At 64.8% G+C, this 21,156-nt stretch carries 9 protein-coding genes and 2 pseudogenes; 2 read left to right on the top strand and 9 right to left on the bottom strand.

The features are described 5' to 3' along the window. Positions 1-30: 30 nt before the first annotated feature. Positions 31-171, bottom strand: a pseudogene (locus BM317_RS28590) (OprD family outer membrane porin); the annotation flags it as partial. Positions 172-508: 337 nt separating this feature from the next. Between BM317_RS28590 and BM317_RS28585 the strand changes: the two are divergent. Then, positions 509-2,134: a methyl-accepting chemotaxis protein gene (locus BM317_RS28585; protein WP_092477094.1), complete on the top strand. Its 1,626-nt coding sequence runs from the start codon at positions 509-511 to the stop codon at positions 2,132-2,134. Between the two features lie 14 nt (positions 2,135-2,148). Here BM317_RS28585 and BM317_RS30580 read toward each other — a convergent pair. The 6 genes and pseudogenes from BM317_RS30580 to BM317_RS28560 form a co-directional block, all read right to left on the bottom strand. Then, positions 2,149-2,295 (bottom strand): annotated as a pseudogene (locus tag BM317_RS30580) (transposase domain-containing protein); the annotation flags it as partial. After that, entirely contained in the window at positions 2,296-3,306 is a 1,011-nt protein-coding gene (locus tag BM317_RS28580) for a zinc-dependent alcohol dehydrogenase family protein (protein WP_092477092.1), read from the bottom strand. A 55-nt stretch (positions 3,307-3,361) separates the two neighbouring features. Further along, positions 3,362-3,658 (bottom strand): ArsR/SmtB family transcription factor, encoded by a 297-nt coding sequence (locus BM317_RS28575; protein WP_092174193.1) that lies wholly within the window; start codon positions 3,656-3,658, stop codon positions 3,362-3,364. A gap of 367 nt (positions 3,659-4,025) precedes the next feature. Further along, positions 4,026-4,865: an SDR family NAD(P)-dependent oxidoreductase gene (locus BM317_RS28570; RefSeq protein ID WP_092174190.1), complete on the bottom strand. Its 840-nt coding sequence runs from the start codon at positions 4,863-4,865 to the stop codon at positions 4,026-4,028. Between the two features lie 28 nt (positions 4,866-4,893). Next, positions 4,894-5,754 (bottom strand): SDR family NAD(P)-dependent oxidoreductase, encoded by an 861-nt coding sequence (locus tag BM317_RS28565; protein WP_092174187.1) that lies wholly within the window; start codon positions 5,752-5,754, stop codon positions 4,894-4,896. A gap of 4 nt (positions 5,755-5,758) precedes the next feature. Continuing rightward, positions 5,759-6,679, bottom strand: coding sequence for an alpha/beta hydrolase (locus BM317_RS28560; RefSeq protein ID WP_092174320.1), 921 nt, complete (start codon positions 6,677-6,679; stop codon positions 5,759-5,761). Positions 6,680-6,812: 133 nt separating this feature from the next. On the opposite strand from BM317_RS28560, the gene BM317_RS28555 reads away from it, so the two are divergent. Then, entirely contained in the window at positions 6,813-7,829 is a 1,017-nt protein-coding gene (locus BM317_RS28555) for an AraC family transcriptional regulator (protein ID WP_092174185.1), read from the top strand. A gap of 119 nt (positions 7,830-7,948) precedes the next feature. On the opposite strand, the gene BM317_RS28550 is transcribed toward BM317_RS28555, so the two are convergent. After that, positions 7,949-9,325: an MFS transporter gene (locus tag BM317_RS28550; protein ID WP_092477090.1), complete on the bottom strand. Its 1,377-nt coding sequence runs from the start codon at positions 9,323-9,325 to the stop codon at positions 7,949-7,951. Beyond that, the gene (locus tag BM317_RS28545; RefSeq protein ID WP_256574284.1) at positions 9,315-21,149 is read right to left on the bottom strand and encodes a non-ribosomal peptide synthetase; all 11,835 of its coding nucleotides are present in this window, start codon (positions 21,147-21,149) and stop codon (positions 9,315-9,317) included. Before BM317_RS28545 ends, BM317_RS28550 begins: the two co-directional genes overlap by 11 nt. Between the last annotated feature and the right edge of the window lie 7 nt (positions 21,150-21,156).

Genomic DNA, 21,156 nt, shown 5'->3' with positions numbered 1-21,156 from the left:
CGGAGATGACAGCCCTCCGGGCCCTTCGTCTTACAGGTTGATCGGGTTCCGAGTAATGAACCTGACGTCGTCGACGTCGCCACTGAACGAGTTGCGATAGGGCGCCCGGCGCAGGCGGAATGACAGGTTTTTCAACGGTCCGTTCTGGATCACGTAAGCCGCTTCCAGATCGTGCTCCCATTCCCATCAGCGTGTCAGTACCGAGCACTTCATGTACGTAAATGGCATTCGTTAAGTAGTACCTCGCCCCATTGCGGGCAACTGCGTTCTGGCACCAGAGCGAGTTGCTCGTCGGCGAACGCTACTGAAGCGACAGTGCCTGATCCCCTTCGCAGCGATGTCCGCCCCGTGCGATGTCCGTGTCACTACACAAGATGTGTTGCGCACACGCTGACGTTTTGCCAGAGGCTGCGCTAGCCCATTTGTCGGATGGCTTGTATTTCCAAGCGTCTTGGTCGATACCCCGGAATGACAGCAGCACCGTACCGACCCTTTTAAGAGAATAAAAATGAACATCAGGACTATGAACCTCGCTCCCAGGTTTGCCACGTTCTTCTCACTCATTGTCCTGGTGGTTTTTGCTCTAGGCATCGTCGCCCTATTGCAAATGGGGAAGCTTCGAGATTCGGAGCAGGATGTTGAAACCAACTGGATGGCGAGCATTCGCGAGGCCAGCAAGATGCAGACAGGCATTTTGCGCCTGCGCCTTGAAAGTATTCGCATCACCGTGATCACCGACGAACAACAGCGCCAAACCCGCATTGCGGCGTTGAGCGGCTACCGCAGCACGCTGCAGGACGCCGTCAGCCATTACGAACCTCTCATTACGGGGCCGACCGAGCGTGAGCTCTACCTGGCGGTGTCCAACGATGTGCAGCAGTACTTCAAACTGTTGGATGAGCTGGAACCGATGCTGCGCAGTGGTGACAATGCCGCAGCGGTCACCCTGATCAATACCCGCATCAGCCCTATGACCAACGCCCTGCAAGACAAGATGGACAATCTCTCGAACTTCAATGAAGAGGGCGCCAAGCGTGCGGGGCTGGACGCCAAAGCCACCTATAGCAATGGCGTGACGCTGGTAATTGGCCTGCTGGTGGTAACCGTGGTACTCACCGTGGTGCTGGCTGCTATGCTGACCCGAAGCATCGCGTCGCCCCTCAGCGATGCCCTGGCCGTGGCTGAGCGCATCGCCGGCAGTGACCTTTCCCGAGAGGTCTCGATCAGTGGCGGCGATGAAGCCGGCCGCCTGCTGGCCGCTTTGGCGAAGATGCAGGGTAACCTGCGGGAAACCATCGCCCGCATCGCTGATTCCTCCACCCAACTGGCGTCGGCGTCTGAAGAAATGACCGCAGTGACCGAAGACGCCAGCCGCGGTCTAGTGCGGCAGAACGACGAGGTCAATCAGGCCGCTACCGCGGTGACCGAAATGAGCGCCGCGGTGGACGAGGTGGCACGCAATGCCGAAGCCGCGGCCCAATCTTCCCGCGAATCGATGGAGTTCACCCGTTCGGGTATCGAGAATGTGGCGCAAACCCTCAAAGCCATCGAAGGTCTGGCCAGTAACGTGGCCAGCACCGGTGAACAGGTCAAGGCCTTGTCAGGCAGGGCACAGGACATCAGCAAGGTGGTCGAGGTGATTCGAGCCATTGCCGAGCAGACCAACCTGCTGGCGCTGAACGCGGCCATTGAAGCCGCTCGGGCCGGTGAGCAAGGCCGTGGCTTTGCGGTGGTGGCCGATGAGGTGCGGGCATTGGCCCATCGCACCCAGCAGTCGACGCAGGAAATCGAACAGATGATCAGCGCGATCCAGACCGACTCGACCCACGCGGTGAGCGCCATGAGCGTCAGCGCGCAGATGGCCAGCAGTTCCATCTCGGTGGCGCAGAATGCCGACCTCTCGCTCAAGCAGATCGCCGAGGCCATAGCCCAGATCAACGAACGCAACCTGCTGATCGCCACCGCCTCCGAAGAGCAAGCCCAGGTGGCCCGCGAGGCTGACCAGAACCTGACCAGCATCCGCGAACTGTCAATCCAGAGCTCGGCAGGCGCCAGCCAGACCGCCAGCGCCTGCGGTGAGATGGCCAACCTGGCGATTGAACTCAATCATTTAGTGGCGCGCTTCAAGGTCTGAGTGTAGATGAAGGGCTATACCGCCTGTGGTGGCCGGCTGAAAACGACCCCATGCTGCCGGTTGTGACAGGCAGCAATGGGGCCAATCTCTCTCGTCCGCTGCGTCGGTCGTGGTAGCACATCCTTGAGATAGGCATACGGATCATGCCCATGCATGCGTGCTTAGATATCCAGGCAAATTTTGCCGAAATGCTGGTTGGTTTCCTGATACTTGAACGCTTCGACAATCTCGCTCAAAGGGAAATGACGATCGATAATCGGGCGCATGCCATTAGCATTGATGGCTCGGATCATGTCCTGCTGCTGGCTGCGGCTACCCACCAATACACCCTGCAGACGCACTTGCTTGATCAGTGCCGGTACAAAATTCATTGCACCGCTTACGCCACTCAATATGCCGATGACGGAGATGTGACCAGCAACCCGAACTGCACTCATCGATTGCTCAAGCGTCGCAGGGCCGCCGACTTCGATGATGTGGTCAACACCACGGCCACCCGTTAGCGCGCGTGCAGTTTCGCCCCAGTTGAGGTCTTTGCGGTAATTGATCACATGATCAGCGCCTAGCGCTTTCAGACGTTCAAGTTTTTCATCGCTTGAAGAGGTCGCAATAACGGTAGCACCGGCCATTTTAGCGAACTGCAGGGCGAAAATTGAAACGCCACCAGTGCCTTGGACGAGCACGGTGTCGCCCGGCTTGAGTGAGTCATCGGCCATCAGGGCGCGCCATGCAGTAAGGCCGGCGGTGGTAAGCGTCGACGCTTCAGCATGGCTGTAGCCAATAGGCGCGAGGGTGAACGATGTGGCGTTGGCCGTCACTTGCTCACGAGCGTAGCCGTCAATGCCATCACCTGGCACGCTGACAAAGCCTTCAACCAGGGGGACACCGTCGATCCATTCCGGGAAGAAGGTGCTGACGACCGAGTCACCCACCTTGAATTCAGTGACATCTGGGCCGACAGCAATGACTTCACCCGCACCATCGGCCATGGGGATGCGTTTTTCGCTAGGGCCCCACATACCGCTGACCACCGCGAAGTCGTGGTAGTTGAGCGAGTTGGCATGAAGGCGTACGGTGATTTCGCCACGCGCTGCGGCTCGGACTTCGCTGTTGCCAACCACAACCTTTTCATAGCCGCCACCGGGTTCAACGAAGATAGTTTTGCTGCTCATAGGGGTTTCCTCATATTTTCTCATTACGCGAAATAACGAAATGAAGGTTTAAAAATTACAATTCGATGATCAGCCTGGCCGCAAAGTCATCAATCGCCTGTTCATTGCGCCGGTAGTAAGTCCACTTTCCGATGCGGGTGGCCAGCACGAAGCCTGCACGTTGCAAGATAGCTAAATGTGCGGACGCGGTAGAAGGTGAAAGCCCGGCCTTGTGCTGCAGATGGGTGACGCACACGCCTATCGCAGGATCGCCATGATCCTGAGGGGGGAAATTATTGAGTGGGTCTTTGAGCCACTCCATCATTTGCATGCGAGTGTCATTGCCCAGGGCTTTGAGCTGTTCGAGTATCATGGGCGGCAATGTTACGTGTTTTTACGAAATGTTCAATAAGTAATCTATGACCCAGCGCAAAGGATTGAAATCAAAAAACGCTTCCAGCTGAATTGCCCCTGCTTTTTTTGGATGTATTGAACGACTGCTTGTGGCCCAGAGTGTGTAAAAACGCTTCGCCAAGATTGAAGTGCGCGCGGCTACGTTAAATCTGAAATTTATCGGCACGTCAGCAGATGTGGATTTCGCGTAGAAGCGCGATTTTAAGTCCGGTTTTGAGTACCTGTCGCGCTCAAAAACGTTTTTACGCAGCCTCGGCCGGTTGCTGCCTATCGCGAAGGGCAGCAACCGGCCAGAAGCGCCCTTTGTCCAGCCTGCTACGCAGATCTTACAAGGCCTTGCCTTCATCACTGAGTCTTACCGCTTCTGCGACTTTTCCAGCATTAAAACCGATCCGCTCGATAAGTCGGCGTAGCAAGCCTGGCGCTCTCGCCACCAGCCCCTGGCTGCTTGGCACCGTCACTAGGTCACGCCTCTGCTCAATGCACTCCACCAGGGCGGTGACCACCCTCTCCAGCGCTACGAACTGCCAGATCCCCTGATGATTGTTCCAGACCAGGGTGGAAGACGGCCCAGCGATGACTGCCTCCATCATCGGTGTCTGGAAGAAGGTCGGGTGGAGTGATCCGACGCCCACGCCGTGCTGACGAAGCTCCAGGCGCAAGCTGTTACATAGGGCCCAGACTCCAGCCTTGCTGGCGGTGTAGGCTGTATTCAATGGCGAATGAACGAAAGCGGCCATGGACGAGATGGCCAGTAGATAGCCCTGGCGCCCCTTAACGTAGGGCAGGGCAGCGCGGAAGGTGCGGGCCACGCCGTTAAGGTTGATATCGATGACCCGCTCAAACGTGGCTGGATCGATGTACTCCAGGGCAACCACCGAGCTGACGCCAGCGCCGGCGACCACGACATCAATTGCGCCGAAGTGCTGCGCAGCCTTCTTCAAAGCTGTCTCCAGACTCTCAATTGAGCGCACGTTGGCCACCCAACCGGCAGCGACATCAGGCCCACCCAACGCCGCAGCCATAACGCTCAGGCTATCCAGATCAAGATCCAACAAGACCAGCTTCGCGCCTTTGTTGCGCAGTGCCTGTGCGGCGGCCCTGCCGAGCCCCCCTGTGGCGCCGGTGATGGCGATGACGCGGCCGTTCAGCGAGTAGCTTTTCATGTGTGAACCTTATGTAAGTAGTAGGACATCAACTTGGGGTCTGGGTGCGAACGGATTCTTCCAACTCGTGGAGCAATCTTTGCAGGCGGGCATGGCGTGCCAGATGCCAGTCGGTGAAAACGTTGAACAGGCCGCGCATCAGGGAGATGGGCGCCCAGCGAGCCGGTACCACGATGCGCGGCTGGCGCTTTTGCAGACCGCGCACCACGCCACGTGCCACCTTTTCCGGTGCAATCGCCCGACGCAGAAAGGCCGGCAATAGGGCCTCGTTCATCTGGGTGGCGATGGCGTTGCCACCGAAGGCAACCTTGGCAATAGCGGTCGCCGTCCAGCCGGGATAGAGCACGCTGGCGCTGGCCCCGGTCGCACTCAACTCAGCACGCAGCGAGCGGCTCAGCGACTCCACCGCCGCCTTGCTCGCGGCATAGGGCGCGTTGGCCACGCCGTTCAAGTAGGCATAGGTCGACGACGTGACCAGCACCTGACCCCGGTTGCGCACGACTTCCGGCAGTGCGGCGCGCATCGTGTGCCACACCCCAAACAGATCCACTTCAATGATGCGGCGGAACTCCACTTCGTCGCAGGTGCGTAGGGTCGTCGGTATACCTCGCCAGGAGATGCCGGCATTGGCGAAGGCCACATCGAGACGGCCGAAGTGTTCGACTGCCTGCCGCACCACTGTCTTTGCCGCCTCGGCGTCGGTAACGTCGAACGCCAGCGGCAACACGCGTTGGCTATTGAACTCCTGAGCCAGTTGGTCCACCGCCTCCTGCGAGGTATCGGTTAGCACAAGGCTGGCGCCATGCGCATAGAGTTCGCGTGCACTGGCGGCACCGATGCCGCCAGCTGCGCCGGTGATCAGAACCACTTTGCCTTTAAGGTGGTACATATTCTTATCTCTTCGTTGGGATGCTTGGCACGCTGCGCTTGAGGAAGTCGAGTTGATCACCCACCACCTGCTCGAAGGCTTCGCCCACATAAATATCGAAATGCCCATGGGCATAGCGCTTGATCTCATGACGTGGCGCGCGCCGGGCGTGACGCAGCGTCCGCTTCGCCGGTGCCACGCTGTCGGGATCACACACGCAAAACAGCACGGGGACCTGGATACGTGGCGTGCTGTGCCCTGGGTAGTAGCGAATGATGTCCAAGGCAAAGCGCGCAGCGGCCTCTTTGCGGATACGCGCACCCGACGGAATCAGTCCGTTATAGCCACTCCAGGCATCCGGCGATGTCATGAATGCCGTATCGCCAGGTTGACCGGTAAGCGGCACAAGAATGGGCTTGGCGCCGAACCACGAGCCCATGCGGTCGGCCAAGGCCAACACAGTGAGTCGAAGTGACACCAGGGGTTCGGTGGCAAGAAAGGAGCTCAGGCCGTCGGTGAAAGGACATTGGGAGATGACTGCGGTCACCCTGGCATCATCGGCGGCGGTGGCCAGCACATGGCCGCCACCAAACGAGGTGCCCCATATAACAATCCGCTGTGGGTCGACATCCGCGAGGTGGCGAGCGTGATCTATCGCGGCTTTCCAGTCCTTGAGCTGGCGGTTGATATCCAGCAGTTGCCGTGGCTCGCCTTCACTGTCGCCGAAGTGGCGATAGTCGAATACCAAGCAAGCGTAGCCGGCGGCGGAGAAGCGTTCGGCAAAGGCAGGCAGACGCATCTTGCGCGTCCCGCCAAGTCCATGTGCCATCACCACAATCGGGAAAGGTCCGGCGCCCAGTGGGCGATAAAAGTCGGCAACACAACGCGAACCGTTGGAGAAGAACTGGATTGTCGCTGGTGCGAAAAGATCGGTGATCGTGCTCATGAACGGCATCTGCTGGAATGGCTGGAGTGCCGTTATTCTCGACAGCTGCCGCAAGGAAGGCTTGACGGTATCCGACACCCCGCTTGACACTTTGCGCCAAACAACAAAAGGCCAACCAGCCTAAAGAGGCCCGATGAGCCAGCCTTTGTATCGGCGCGTGGTGCCAGAGACCTACGTGCAACTGCTTTATGAATACTTGGAGGCGCTCGGTCATGAGCCCGAGTCGGTACTTGGCCAGCCCTGGCCCACATCTACCCAAGAGGGTGCCGGCGGCGTTAACGTGGAATGCTGGGATCGCTTGTTGGTGAGAGCGGCGCAAGTGTTAGGCGATCCACTGTTAGGACTGCACCTCGGTCAAACCATCAGCGCCCGGCATATCGGTGTGCTCGGATCGGTGCTGCTGGCCTGCGGTAATTTCGGTACAGCTCTGCAACGCTTGGAGCGCTACATTCGCCTGGTGTATGACGTCATTCCCATGACTCGCCGCGACGGCGACGGTTGGTTCGAGCTGGTCTGGGATGTCAGCCAGTATCAGCCCGGCCCCTTGGTGAACGAAGCCGGTATGGTTGCCATCGTGCAGTTCTGCCGTGCCTTGGTGCGCGGCACCGCCAATCCGTTGCGGATCGATTTCAGTCACCCCGGGCCCCTCAACTCCAGCCCGTATGAAGCCTTCTTCGGCTGCCCGGTACGCTTCGGCCAGGTCGAGGCGGTCCTGCGCTTCTCCGCGCAACTGCTTGAGTTGCCCTTAAAAAGCCCCGATCCGGTGCTGGTCTCCCTGTTGGAGCAGCATGCGGATCGCCTGCTGGCACAGTTGCCACAGCAGGAGGAGTTCGTGGAACAGCTGCGCAAGGTCATCACCCATGCCCTGCGCAAAGGTGAGCCGAGCATAGAGCGAATAAGCCCCCAACTGGGCACCTCGTCACGCACGCTACAGCGCCGTCTACAAGAGGCCGGTACCAGCTTTCGTCATGAACTGAACCTGGTCCGCCAGGAACTGGCGCTGTCGTATCTGCGCGATCCGCGCCTGCAAATCGTGGATATCGCCATGCTGCTGGGCTATTCGGAGCACAGCGCCTTTACCCGTGCCTTCAAGGAATGGAATGGAAGATCGCCCCATGAGGCTAGGCAACTGAATTCGCAGCCTTACTGAGCAGGGAGTCCGTGGAGGTAAGGACGCTTTAGGGAGCAGGCCGGTATCTGACAGCCCTGGGCTTCATGCCCTTTATGAGTGGCCGCAGATGGCCGGTTAGCGACCGTCGTTGTGGTGAGTCATCCTTGTTTTTCCAAACGTGGAGCCCCGTCGTGAACATCATCGCTGCCTGCTGCCGTCAACCCGGCTCCGCGCCTCGTCTCGTCGTATAGTGGCACGCCCGGCTGCAGGCGCCGCAAGGGGCCGAAGGCCAGCCCCAGGCTGGCCAGCAGCACATACAACAGGCCTGCCGCGGCAAACAGCAGGCTCAGGCCGCCCACCTTGCCCGTTCCCAACAGCGGCGCCAGCCTGGCTTGCCACTCTCCGGCTGTGCTCATCAATGTGATCGCCCAGCCGTCGGCCAATGCGCCGGCGCCCAGGGCGCCAATGGGCATTGCCAGCAGGCACACCATCTGCCGGGCCGACAAGACCCGGCCGAGGGCGTCGGCGGGCAGGCTGCGTTGCCAGAAGCTTTGGTCGCTGCTGGTGCTCAGGGAAAAACAGCCGAACGCGACGAAGGCGGCCACATACAGCACCACCGGCGAAGCGCTGGCGCCGATGGTCAGGACGGCGGCGCCGAGCAGCAGGTCGGCCAGCAATACAGTGCGGATCAGCCGCACCGGCGGCCGGGCCACCACCCACAGCGAGCCGCCGAGCATGCCCAGGCCACCGCAGGTCATCAGCGTGCCCAGTACCAGCACCGAGTGGCGCTCCAGCACCAGTGGCGACAACAGCGCCGAGGCCAGGCCGAGCATCAAGTGCTCCAGCCCGAGGTAGGCCAGCAACGCCCACAGCGCCGGACGCCCGCGCAGCACGGCCAGGACCACCGACGATCCGCCCTCGGCGCCGACGCGGCCCTGGCCGGTGCCGCGCACGGCGCTGACGAACAGGCCGATCCAGACAAGAACGGTGGCGCATAACAGCACGGCGCCAAGGTCCAGCAACAGCACTCCCGGCACCCCGACGCTGCCGAGCAGCAACGCCGCCAGGGTGGGGGCGATCAGCTGTGGCAAGCCCACCATCAATTGCATCAGGCCATTGGCCCGGCCGATCGCCTGGGGGCTACGCAGAAGTCGCGGGATGGCCGCCTGACACACCAGCATGCGCACCACCAAAGTGCTGGAGTTCACCGCGGCGAAGGCGTACACCTGCCAGCGGTCCAGGGCGTTGGATTCGAACAGCCACCAGAGCGCCAGCGCCGCCGCGCCGCTACAGGCTTCCACGCCCAACAGCAAGGCACGCGCTTCACAGCGGTCCACCAGCCAACCGGCCAGCGGCGCCAGCACCAGTCCGGGCAAGGCTGACAGGGCGATGACCCAGGCGTAGTCGGTGACGCTGCCGTGTTGCTGCAGCAACCAGATCCCCAGGCTGAACGCCGCCAGGGCCGAGCCCAGGGTGGATGCGACCTGGGCGCCCCAGGCCCACAGCCAGGGGCGTAGCGAAGGTTCAATCGCCATGGTTCGGCAGTGCCTCGATCACGGGCCAATGGTGCCGCAGCAAACCGGCGAGGGCCGGCGCCGCGCGGGACTTGAGAATCGACAAATGATTGCAATCCTCGAGCACTTGTCGCCGGCAGTTGGGCGCGAACGCCTCCCAGCGTCGCGCCGGGTCGTCCGGTTCGGTGCTGTGCTGACCAGCCTCGACCAGTACCACGGGCCCTGGGTAGGGCGTTGTTGGCTGGTACTGTGTCGCCAGGTTGGCCTGGAACACCCGCAGCGGCCCGCGCAACGCATCGGCTCGGGCCTGCGCCGGCATCAGCCCGACCGCTTGCATGCTCGCCAGCAGTTGAATGCATTGCTCGTCGACTTCGAGGCTGGCGAGGCGGTCGATGTCCAGGCCCAGGTCGCGCCCGGCATCCATCTCCAGCAAGCCGACGTAACGGGCCAGGGCGTGGCGCGCGTCGCTGGCCAGACGCGGGCCGGGCGCGCGGCTGTCGAGCAGCACCACCGGCGCGACCAACGCGCCCTCGGCCAGCAGCTGACGGGCCACCTCGAAGGCCAGCCAGCCGCCGAACGAATGGCCGAGCAGGTAATACGGGCCATTCGGCTGCTGTCTGCGGATCTCCTTCACATAGGCGCTGGCGGCCGCCTGCACCGTCCCGTGTGGCTCGCAGCGCCCGTCGGAGCCGCGGGCCTGCAGGCCGACCACGTTCAAGCGCCCATCCAGCTGCTGGATCAGCGGCACGAAGCTGGCGACGTTGGCCCCGGCCCCGGGGATCATGAACAGGCAAGGCGCTTGCGCCGCGCCGGTCTGCAAGACAAAGCCGCTACGGCCGCCGCGCGGTTCGTCGACATCCCGTTCGGCCTGGCTCAAGGCCTGCTCCAGCGCCTGGGCCAGGTGTTGCAGCGGCTCGGGGTCACGCATGATCGACCAGTGATCACCCTCAATGCGTTGTTCCACCAGATCGTTGCCCAGCAGAGCCTGCCAATCGGCGCCAAGCCCGTTCGGACTGGACAAGCCCGGCACAGGCGAAGTGGCGCTGAACAAGTGCACCGGCAGGCCCAGGGGCGCCGGCCGGTAGCGGACCATGGCGTTGCGCAGGGTCAGGTTGAGGCGGACGCGACGGTCCAGTGCCTGGCGGTCAAAGCCGCCGGGCAGCCAACCGCGCTCCTGGGCCGTGGTGATCAGTGCATCAAGATCGAGGCCTGCGTACCAGGCGTCCCCCGGCTCCTGGCCGGCCCCATTGCGCCAGTGCTGCGTAAGATAAGCGAGCAACTGTTGGCGCAATGCGTCATCGTCCAAGTCCAGGGTCACCGGCGCGGCGCGCAGTGCGCCCGGCTGGCTGCTGTCGATCAGGCCAACGAACGCCACCGGACAATCCTCGCCTCGCAGTTGACGGGCCATTTCATAGGCCAGCAGGCCGCCCGCCGACCAGCCGGCGAGCCGATATGGGCCCTGGGGCTGGACCTTGCGCAGTAGCGCGATGTAGCGGCTGGCGAGGGCCTCGTTGCAGATGCCTTGCTCCAGTTCAGCGGCGGCTTGCACCGCGTATATCCCCAGGGCGGGGTCCAGGTAGCGGGCCAGGCGAGTGTAGGGCAGCGCCTCGCCGGTGCCTTCGTGGATGAAGAACAGCGGAGCCCGTTGGTCCGTGCCGGCGCGAATACACAGTAGCGCCTGCTGGTCGACGGCCTGGGCATCCAGGGGCAGCACTTCACGCGCCAGTGCCGCCAGGTCCGCGGCGTTGAACAAGTCGCCCACGGACACGCCAAGGCCTTGTTCGCGCAGGGCGTCGAGCATTTGCACCAGCAGCAGCGAATGCCCGCCGAGGGCAAAGAAATTGTCCTCGCGACCCACCTGCTCGACCCCCAGCAACCGTGCCCAGAGTTGTGCCAGCAGGCTTTCCGTGGCGCCTTGGGGCGCAGCGTAGGGACGCTGCTGCAGGGCGTGCTGGTCAGGCGCGGGCAAGGCGCCGCGGTCGAGCTTGCCATTGGCGGTCAACGGCCATCGTTCCAGTTGCACATAGGCGCCGGGCACCATGTGTGCTGGCAACTGTTCGGCCAGTGCCAACCGCAGCGATGCGGGCTCCAGCTGGCGGCCCGGTTCGGCGAGCAGATAGGCGACCAGCCGCGGATCGCCGGGTTCGTCCTGGCGTGCCAGGACCAGTGCCGAACGCACGTCGTCCAGGGCCGTGAGGCGTGCTTCGATCTCCCCCAGCTCGATGCGGAAGCCGCGCACCTTGACCTGCTGGTCGTTGCGTCCCAGGTAATACAGGGTGCCGTCGCTGCTCCAACGCGCCAGGTCGCCGGTTCTGTAGAGGCGTTCGCCCTCGCCACCGGCAAAACGTGCCGGCAGGAATCGCTCGGCGTCCAGCGCTGGACGGTTGAGATAGCCGCGGGCCAGGCCCGGCCCGGCGACGTGGAGTTCGCCCACCACGCCGCGGGGCACCAGTTCGCCCCGCTCATCGAGCAGATAGACCCGCAGGTCGGGGATCGGCCGGCCGATGGGGGCCAGCCCGGCGTGGCAGTGGGCGGCATCGATGGGTTGGTAGGTGACATGCACCGTAGTCTCGGTGATGCCGTACATGTTCACCAACTGCGTGCCCTGGCTGTCCGGGCGCTCGAACCAAGGCCGTAGCGCCGCGCCATCGAGGGCCTCGCCGCCGAAGATGATGCAGCGCAGGCGATGGGGTTCGGCGCGGGTCTGCTTCATCCAGGCGTAGAAGGCGCTGGGCGTCTGGTTGAGTACGGTGACGCCGGTTTCCACCAGCAGCCGGTAGAAGTCTTCGGGGCTGCGCGAGGTCAGGTAAGGCACCACCACCAGCCGGCCGCCATGCAGCAGCGCGCCCCAGAGCTCCCAGACCGAGAAGTCGAAGGCGTAGGAGTGAAACAGCGTCCAGACGTCTCGCTCATCGAAGCCGAACCAGGCATCGGTGGCGCCGAACAGCCGCAACACCGAGCGGTGCTCGATCATCACGCCCTTAGGCATGCCGGTCGAGCCGGAGGTATAGATGATGTAGGCCAGGTCGCGGTCGCTGGCGTGCGGATCGGCTACCGGATCGGTGCAGGGCAGGTCGCGCCAGCCGCCGCGATCCGGGTCCAGGGAAAGGACTTCGCAACCAGCCGGTACGTGCAGTTCAACCGGCAGATCAGCCAGGGTCAACAGCACCCGCGGCTGGCTGTCGTCCAGCATGAAGTTCAGGCGCTGGGCCGGGTACACCGGATCCAGCGGCACATAAGCGCCGCCGGCCTTGAGGGTCGCGAGAATGGCCATGGGCATGTCGAGGCTGCGTTCGACATGGATTGCCACGCGGCTGTCCGCGCCGACCCCCAGCCCACGCAAGCGATGGGCCAGGCGATTGGCGCGCTCGTTGAGCGCTCGATAACTGAGACGTTGTTCACCGTACTCCACCGCAACAGCATCCGGGCGGCGAGCCGCCTGGGCCTCGAAGCGCTGGTGCAGACGCTCGCCATTGGTCGTGGGGAGCGCCACGGCGGGGTTGAAGCCATGGAGCAGCTGCTCGCGTTCGGTTTGGCTGAGCAGGTCGATGTCGGCCACCGATTGGCGGTCGTCCTCGACCATCGCCCGTAGCACCGAGAGCAGCGCCTGCCAGTGGCGAGCCACGGTATCGGCGTCAAACAACGCGGTGGCGTAGTTGAAGCCGCCTTCGATCACACCGTCCACCTCGTGCACATCCAGCGCCAGATCGAACTTGGCCGTGGTCACCGGCGCACCGACGCTTTCCAGATGCAAGCCGTTGCCCAGGTCCAGTTCGCCCGCCGGAGCGTTCTGCCAGGCCAGCATCAGTTGGAACACAGCGTTGTAGGCTTGGGAACGTGGCGGATTGAGCGCCTCGATGACCTGTTCGAACGGCAGGTCCTGGTGTTCCTGAGCGGCCAGCGCCAGGTCCTTGACCCGGGCCAGCAGGGTGTCCACCGTCGGGGCGTCGTCCACTTCGATACACAGCGCCTGGAAGTTCACGAAGAAACCGATCAGCGGCTCCAACTCGACCCGGTTGCGGTTGGCCACCGGCGAGCCGATAACCACCCGGTCCTGGCCCGAGAACCGGCTGACCACCACCGCCCAGGCCGTCAGCACGGTCATGTACAGCGTGGTGCCGTGGCGCTGGCCGAGGGCCTTGAGGCCGTGGGTCAGCTCTGCGTCGATGCGCACCGGCAGGCTGGCGCCGGCGTAGTCCAGCCGTGCCGGCCGCGGCCGGTCGGTGGGCAGGGCCACGCAGGTCGGTGCGTCCTGCAAATGGCGGGTCCAGTAGGCGCGCTGGCGTTGCAGTTCGTCGCCTTGCAACCAATCGCGCTGCCAGAGGCTGTAGTCACCGTATTGGCGATCCAGGGCCGGCAGTGGATCGACCCGCCCCTGGCTGAACGCTTGATACAGGCGCGAGAACTCATCAGTGAGGATGCCCATGGACCAGCCGTCCGAGACCAGGTGGTGCAGCGTGACGAGGACGACGTGGTCGTCGTGGTCCAGACGCAGCAGGCTGGCGCGGATCGGCCATTGGCGCGTGAGGTCGAACGGCCGAGCGGCTTCCTCGGCGCAGATCGATTGCCAGTCCGCCGCGCCGGAGGCGCTCAGGTCCAGGGTCGTCAGGGCCAGCGCCCGGGGCAAATCGATCACTTGGCGCGCCTGTCCCGCCACACTGACGAAGCGGGTACGCAGGCTTTCATGGCGCGCGACGATGCGGTCCAGCGACCTGCGCAGCGCGCCGATATCCAAGTGCCCGCGCAAACGCAGGCCCGCGGGCATGTTGAAGGCCGCGGTGGAATTCGGGTTGAGCTGCTGGATCAGCCAGAGGTTCTGCTGAGCGAACGACAGCGGCAGCGGCTGACTGCGGTCACTGGCCAGCAGCGGCCCCAGGCGGCTGCGCCCGGCATTGCCCAGGGCGGCGGCGAGCGCGTGCAGGCGCGGCTGGGCGAAGACCGCCGAGAGCGGCATTTCCAGGCCCAGTCGATGGCGCACCTTGGCCAGCAAACGCAACGCCAGCAACGAGTGCCCACCCAGGGCGAAAAAGTCATCGTCACGACCCACTGCCTCGACCCCGAGCAGTTCGCGCCAGATCGCTGCCAGGGTGGTTTCCAGCTCACCTTGGGGCGCGCTGTATTGACCCTGGGCGAACGCATCGGCGGGAGGCGCCGGCAAACGCTGACGGTCGACCTTGCCGTTGGCAGTGATCGGCAGTGCCGGCAGTTGCACGAAGGCACTGGGCAGCATGTATTCGGGCAGACGCTCGCTCAGTTGGCTGCGCAGGGTCAGCGGCGAGAGAGTCTCGCTGGCGCTGTAATAGGCCACCAAGCGCGCCTGACCGCTGTCGCCCGGCAGAACAACCACCACCGATTCGCGCAGGCCGGGCAGCTGGTCGAGGCGACTTTCCACTTCGGCCAGTTCGACCCGGTAACCGCGGATCTTGACCTGGGAATCGTTGCGCCCCAGGTACTGCAGGGTGCCCTCGGCGGTCCAGCGTGCGAGGTCGCCGGTCTTGTACAGTCGCGCGCCGGGGGTGGTGTCGAAAGGGTGCTCGATGAAGCGCTCGGCGGTCAGTTGCGCCCGGTTCAGGTAACCCTGGGCCAGGGCCACGCCGGCGACATGCAGTTCGCCGGCCGTGCCCTGGGGTACCCATTGGCCGGTGCCGTCCAACAGGCACACCTGGGTATTGGCGATTGGCCGGCCGATCACCGGCAGGTCCGGCCAGAGCGCAGGATCACCGGACAGGGTGTGGGTGCAAACCACGTGGGTTTCGGTGGGGCCATAGTGGTTGTGCAGACGGGCCTGGGGATGAGCTTCGAACAGCGCGCGCAGGGCGCCGTTGATGCGCAGTGCTTCGCCGGCGACGATCACATCCCGCAGCATCGGCAACGCCAGTGGCGCCTCGGCCCAACCGTCGGCCAGGGTCGCCAGGGCGATGTAGGGCAGGAACAGTCGCTCGATCCGCGCCTGCGCCAGCCATTGGGGCAGGCCGGCGAGGTCCAGGCGCTGGGTCTCGTCCAGCAGCACCAGGGTGCCTCCGGTGCCCAAGGTGGAGAAGATCTCCTGGAATGCCACGTCGAAGCCCAGCGCGGCGAATTGCAGGGTCCGCGCCGGACCGGGCAGCGCCTGGGCGGCCTGCCAGGCCAACAGGTTGCCCAGGGCCAGGTGGCCCATGGCAACGCCCTTGGGCGTTCCGGTGGAGCCGGAGGTGTACATGACGTAGGCCAGGTCATCCGGCCGCGGCGGCGCCAGTTCCGGCAGGACGGACACCGGACCCACGGTGGCCGCCAGGCGAACCGACAGCGCCGGGCAGTGCTCGCCGAGCCTCAGGGCTTCGACGCGCTGGGCATCCCAGAGCAGCAGGCAGGGTTGGCAATCGTCGACGATAGCCTGCCGGCGGGCGATGGGCTGGCTGGGATCCAGGGGCACGTAGGCCGCGCCGGTCTTGAGCGTAGCCAACAGGGCCAAAATCATTTCCAGGCTGCGGGGCAGGTGGATGGCGATCCGTTGGCCCGGGCCTGCGCCCAGTTCCAGCAGCTGCGCGGCGAGGTGGTTGGCCTGGCGATCGAGTTCGCCATAGCTCAAACCGCGTCCATGCAACTCCACGGCAAGGGCCTCGGGCTGCTGCCGTGCTTGGCGTTCGAACGGCCGATGGACCCAGCCGGCTTCGGAGAACGGCGTCGGGACCGGATTGAGCTGGTGCCACAGGCGCTCGCGCTCCCGGTCGTCCACCAGCGACAGCCGCGCCACCGGCTGGCGGTCGTCCAGGCAGAGTTGGCGCAGCACATGGGCCAGGTAGTCCCAATGCCGTTGCACACTGGCGGGATCGAACAACGCGGTGGCGTAGTTCAGTCCTCCGATGATGCGTCCATCGGCCTCGTACAGCTCCAGGGACAGATCGAACGGCGCGGTGATTTGCTCGCCGGCGACACTGGTCAGGCTCAGGCCATCAAGGTCCAAGGCTCCGCGCGGCGCGTTCTGCCAGGCGAACATGAGTTGGAACACTGGGCTGTGGGCCAAGGTGCGCGGCGGATTGAGTGCTTCCACCACGTGCTCGAACGGCACGTCCTGGTGCGCCTGGGCCCCCAGGGCATGCTCGCGGACCTGGGCCAGCAATTGGCCAACGTCCGGTTCCCCGCGCAGGTCGACGCACAGCGCCTGGGTGTTGACGAAAAAGCCGATCAGAGGCTCGACTTCAGCGCGGGTGCGGTTGGCCACGGGTGTCCCGATCACCACCTGCTCCTGGCCGGCCAGGCGCCCGACCACCACGGCCCAGGCGGCCAACAGCGTCATGTACAGCGAGGTGCCGTGGCGCCGACCCAGTTCCTTGAGCGCGGCGCTGGTGGATTGATCGAGGGCGACCGCCAGGCGCGCGCCACTGAAGTCCTGGCGCGGCGGCCGCGGTCGGTCGCTGGGCAGGTCGATGCGTGCCGGTGCGTCGCGCAGGTGCGCGAGCCAGTAGGCCAACTGTTCGGCACCGCGCTCGCCGGCCAACCACTGGCGTTGCCAGGCGGCATAGTCGGCGTACTGGATCGCCAGGGCCGGCAGCGGATCCGGGGTGCCCCGGCGAAAGGTTTTATAGAGGGCCGACAGTTCGTCCACCAGCACGCCGATGGACCAGCCGTCGGCGATGATGTGGTGCAAGGTCAGGTGCAGCACATGGCGCTGGTCCTGCAGTCGCACCAGTAGCGTCCGCAGCAAGGGCCCTTCGCTCAGGTTGAACGGTTGCGCCGCTTCGCTGGCCAGGGCCGCCCGCAGGCCGGCGTCGTCGTTGGCGTCCAGGGTCAGGCGCGAGGATCCCCAGCGCGGCTCTGGCTCGATGACCTGCCGAACTTCGCCGTCCAGTTCAACGAACCGGGTGCGCAGCACCCCATGGCGCTCGACGATCCGGGTCAGGGCCTGGTCCAGGGCGGCTTCGTCGAGTTCGCCATCCAGGACCAAGGCGCCGCTGATGTGGTAGGCGGCGCTCGCCTGGGCGTCCAGGCGGCTGATGAACCACAGCCGCTGTTGGGCGAACGACAGCGGCCGTTCGGCCGTGTCCGGCAATACCGGGATCGCCGTCAGGGCAGAGCGCGCCGCGCCCGCCATCAGCGGGGCCAGGGCTGCCACGGTCGGGTTCGCGTACAGGGTCGCCAGGGGCAATTCCAGGCCCAGGCGCTGGCGCACCCGCGAGACCCATTGCACCGCCAGCAGTGAATGGCCGCCCAATTCGAAGAAATTGTCGTGCCGGCCGACCCGGGCGACCCCCAGCAGGTCGCGCCAGATGGCGGCCATGAGGGTTTCCTGCTCACCCCGCGGAGCTTCGTAGGCCTGGCTGCTCCAGGCCTCCTCGCCGGGCAGTGGCAGGGCGCCGCGGTCGAGTTTGCCGTTGGGTGTCAGCGGCAGGGCGTCCAGCGGCATGAGGACCGCCGGCACCATATAGCCCGGCAGCCGGTTCGCCAGGGCGTCGCGCAGGGCCGCCGGCACCAACGGCCCGTGGCCAGGGCTGGCCACGGCGTAAGCCACCAGCGCCGGTTCGCGGCCGTTGCGCGGGACCGCCAGGACTGCCGCCGCGGCCACTTGCGGCAGCGCCAACAGGGCGCTTTCGATCTCCCCCAGTTCGATGCGGAAGCCGCGGATCTTGACCTGGAAGTCATTGCGCCCCAGGTAGTGGAGCTGGCCGTGGACGTCCCAGAAGCCCAGGTCGCCGGTGCGGTACAGGCGCGCGCCGGGTTGGTCGCTGAAGGGGTCGGCGAGGAAGCGTTCACGGGTCAGGTCGGGTCGCTGGTGGTAGCCGCGTCCAACGCCTGCACCGCCGATGTACAGCTCGCCCGGTACGCCCACTGGCAACCGCTGCATAGCGTCATCGAGGACGTGCACCTGGGTGTTGTCGATGGGCCGGCCGATGTGTGGGACGAAGCCGACTTCGCGGTCCATCGCAGCCCAGGTCGAGTAGACCGTGGTCTCGGTCGGGCCATAGAGGTTGTTGACCTGACGCACGCGGCTCTGCTCGAACAGGCGCTGCACCAGGGTCCGGGGCAGCGCTTCGCCAGCCAGGTTGACGTTCTCCAACGAGTCCCCAAGGGCTTCTGCGCGCAACAGCGCATCGAGGGCCGAGGGCACCGTATTGAGCAGGCTCAGCTCCGGACGCTGGTCGAGCAGGGCGAGGGCGTCGTCCACCAGCTCCAGGGTGCCGCCGCAGGACAGCGGCGCGAAGCATTCGAATACCGACAGATCGAAGTTGATCGAGGTGCTGAACAGGCTCTGGCTGAGCACTTGCGGTGTGAAACTGCCCAGGGCCCAGTCGAGGAAATTGCGCGCGTTGCGGTGTTCGATCATCACCCCCTTGGGTTGTCCGGTGGAGCCGGAGGTGTAGATCATGTAGGCCAGATGCTGGCCTTCCAGGCCCAAGCCCAGGCCCAGCGGCGCGTCGCTGGTCGCGGTTTCGCTGTCGCGCAGCACTTCATCGACGTTCACGCGGTGGCAATCGTCGGCCAGCGCCAGTTCCAAAGGCGCGTCGGCCAGGGTCAGCAGCGCCAGCGGGGCGCTGTCGTCGAGCATGTAGGCCAGGCGCTGCGCCGGATAGGCCGGGTCCAGCGGCACGTAGGCACCGCCGGCCTTGAGCACGGCGAGCAGGGCGACGATCAGTTCCGGAGTGCGGCGCAGATGGATGCCGACCCGCGCCTCAGGTCCGACCCCCAGCGCTTGCAGGTGCCGCGCCAGGTGATTGGCCTGGCGGTCGAGCTCGGCGTAGCTGAGCCGGCGGCCCTTGCAATGCACTGCCAGGGCCTGTGGGGTCTGCCGGGCCTGGGCCTCGAAGCGCTCGTGGAGCAGGGCACGCTGGGGCTGGGGACGCGCAGTGGCGTTGAACCGGGCCAGTTGCGCGAGCTCCGCTGGCGGCAGCACATCCAGGGTCCGGGCCAGACGTTGCGGGCTACTGTCCAGGGCTTGCACCAGGCTGGTGAGAGCTTGTTCCAGGAACCCCCAGGCCCGTTGCGCACCCACCGAACCGGCAATCTGCGCGGTGATGCCAAAGCCCTGGCCGAGGTCGTCCACCGAGAAAGTGAAGGGGTAGTTCGTACGCTCGGCGGTGCTCAGCACCTGCATGCCAGCGACGCTCTGATGGGGCATGTCCTCCAGGCTGTAGCGAAAATTCAGCAACGCGCAAAACAGCGGCGTCCCCGCTGGCACGCCACTGCAGCGCTGGGCCAGCGTCAGCGGCGCGTGCTCGTGCTCGAGCAGGCCCAGCAGCGCCTGATGGGTGCGCTGCAGGCTGTCGATTACCGAGGTCTGCGCGAAGCCGATGCGCAGCGGCAAGGTGTTGATGAACACCCCCATCGCCTGGTCCGCGCCCTCGATCCCCTGCAGACGACCCAGCAACACGGTGCCGAACACCACGTCGGCGCGGCCCGTGGCCTTGCCCAATACCAACGCCATGGCCAGGTGAAACAGGCTGGCGACGCTCACCTGATGGCGGCGTGCCGTTTGCCGCAGCGCCAGCGCCAGCGTTGGGTCGAGGACGCCCCGGGCTTCGTCCAGGGCTCCGGTGTTCTGCACGTCCAGCAGGCCGAAGGGCGCGGTGGGTTCGCTGATGTCCGCCAGCATGCCTTCGAAAAACCGTTGTTGGCGGGCGCTGTCCTGGCCGTGCCGGGCGTGGGCAACAAAGGCCCGGAACGGCACCGGCTTGCGCAGTTGCGCGGCGCGACCCTGCTGGATCAGCACGATTTCCTCGACCATTCGCTCCAAGGTGGTGTGGTCCAGCACCAGGTGATGGTGCAGCACTTGCAGCAGCCAGCGTTGCCCGGCGGCGTCGAAGGCCTTGACGACCCGCAGCAGGGGCGCCTGGCGGATATCCAGGCGGCGCTGCCGTGGATTGGTGTGCGCCTGCAGTTGGGCGAGGGCGTCGGCCTCGGTGATAGGCAGCACCTCGATGGGCAGTGGCGCGTCACGCCAGACTACCTGCACCGGTTGTTCCAGACCTTCCCAGGCCAGGGCGGTACGCAGGATGTCGTGGCGGGCGATGACCTGTTGCAGCGCCTGGCAAAAACCGTCCAGGCCGGTTTCGTCGTCGAAGGCCAGGGTGGTGTGCAGCAGGTAGGTGTCGCCTTCTTCCTGCAGCAGGTAGTGAAAGAACAAGCCTTCTTGCAAAGGCGCCAGGGGGTAGATGTCCTGCACGTTGGCGGCGCCACCCTCGACCTGGGCCACGATGGCGTCGATCTGCGCCTGGGTCAGTTCCACCAGGGGCAGCAGCTCAGGGACGATACGGCTGCAGCCGGGAGGTATCGTCGCCTGCAGTGATGCAAGTTCAAGACTCGGGACCGCCGAGCGCTGTGCCAGGCAGTCGGCCAGCGCGGCGACACTGGGGGCGCTGAACAGTGTGCGTACATCCAGCGGCCAGCCCTGTACCCGCAGCTGTTCCACCAGTTGCACCGCCAGCAACGAATGCCCGCCGAGGGCAAAGAAGTTGTCCTGTCGACCGACCCGCGGCACCCCGAGGACCTCGGCCCACAGCTCGGCGAGTCGGGTTTCCACTGGCCCTTGGGGCGCTTCGTAGCAGTGCAGGGCGAAATGCTGTTCGTCGGGCTGGGGCAGGGCGTGGCGGTCGAGCTTGCCGTTGGCGGTCAGCGCGAAACTTTCCACCTGGACGAAAGCCGCCGGCAGCATGTAGTCCGGCAGCACGGCCGCCAGGCGGGCGCGCAGGGCGTTGGGCGCTTGCGCCTCGGTGGCGCTGAAGTAGGCCAGCAGGCGCTGCTGGGCATCGGCCAGCACCAGCGCCTCGCCGATCCCCGGCAGGGCCTTGAGCTGGGCTTCGATTTCCCCCAACTCGATGCGAAAGCCTCGGATCTTTACTTGGAAATCATTGCGGCCCAGGAACAGCAGCACGCCGTCG

It is taken from the genome of Pseudomonas sp. NFACC24-1 (assembly GCF_900115235.1).
GTDB classification, from domain to species: domain Bacteria; phylum Pseudomonadota; class Gammaproteobacteria; order Pseudomonadales; family Pseudomonadaceae; genus Aquipseudomonas; species Aquipseudomonas fluorescens_AA.
Note: the sequence above shows the minus strand (reverse complement) of the source record. Positions and strands in the feature narration are given on the sequence as shown.

Coding starts and splice junctions, on each gene's coding strand:
- BM317_RS28585 (WP_092477094.1), top strand. CDS start 509: ATGAACATCAGGACTATGAACCTCGCTCCCAGGTTTGCCACGTTCTTC.
- BM317_RS28555 (WP_092174185.1), top strand. CDS start 6,813: ATGAGCCAGCCTTTGTATCGGCGCGTGGTGCCAGAGACCTACGTGCAA.
- BM317_RS28560 (WP_092174320.1), bottom strand. CDS start 6,679: ATGAGCACGATCACCGATCTTTTCGCACCAGCGACAATCCAGTTCTTC.
- BM317_RS28565 (WP_092174187.1), bottom strand. CDS start 5,754: ATGTACCACCTTAAAGGCAAAGTGGTTCTGATCACCGGCGCAGCTGGC.
- BM317_RS28550 (WP_092477090.1), bottom strand. CDS start 9,325: ATGGCGATTGAACCTTCGCTACGCCCCTGGCTGTGGGCCTGGGGCGCC.
- BM317_RS28575 (WP_092174193.1), bottom strand. CDS start 3,658: ATGATACTCGAACAGCTCAAAGCCCTGGGCAATGACACTCGCATGCAA.
- BM317_RS28580 (WP_092477092.1), bottom strand. CDS start 3,306: ATGAGCAGCAAAACTATCTTCGTTGAACCCGGTGGCGGCTATGAAAAG.
- BM317_RS28570 (WP_092174190.1), bottom strand. CDS start 4,865: ATGAAAAGCTACTCGCTGAACGGCCGCGTCATCGCCATCACCGGCGCC.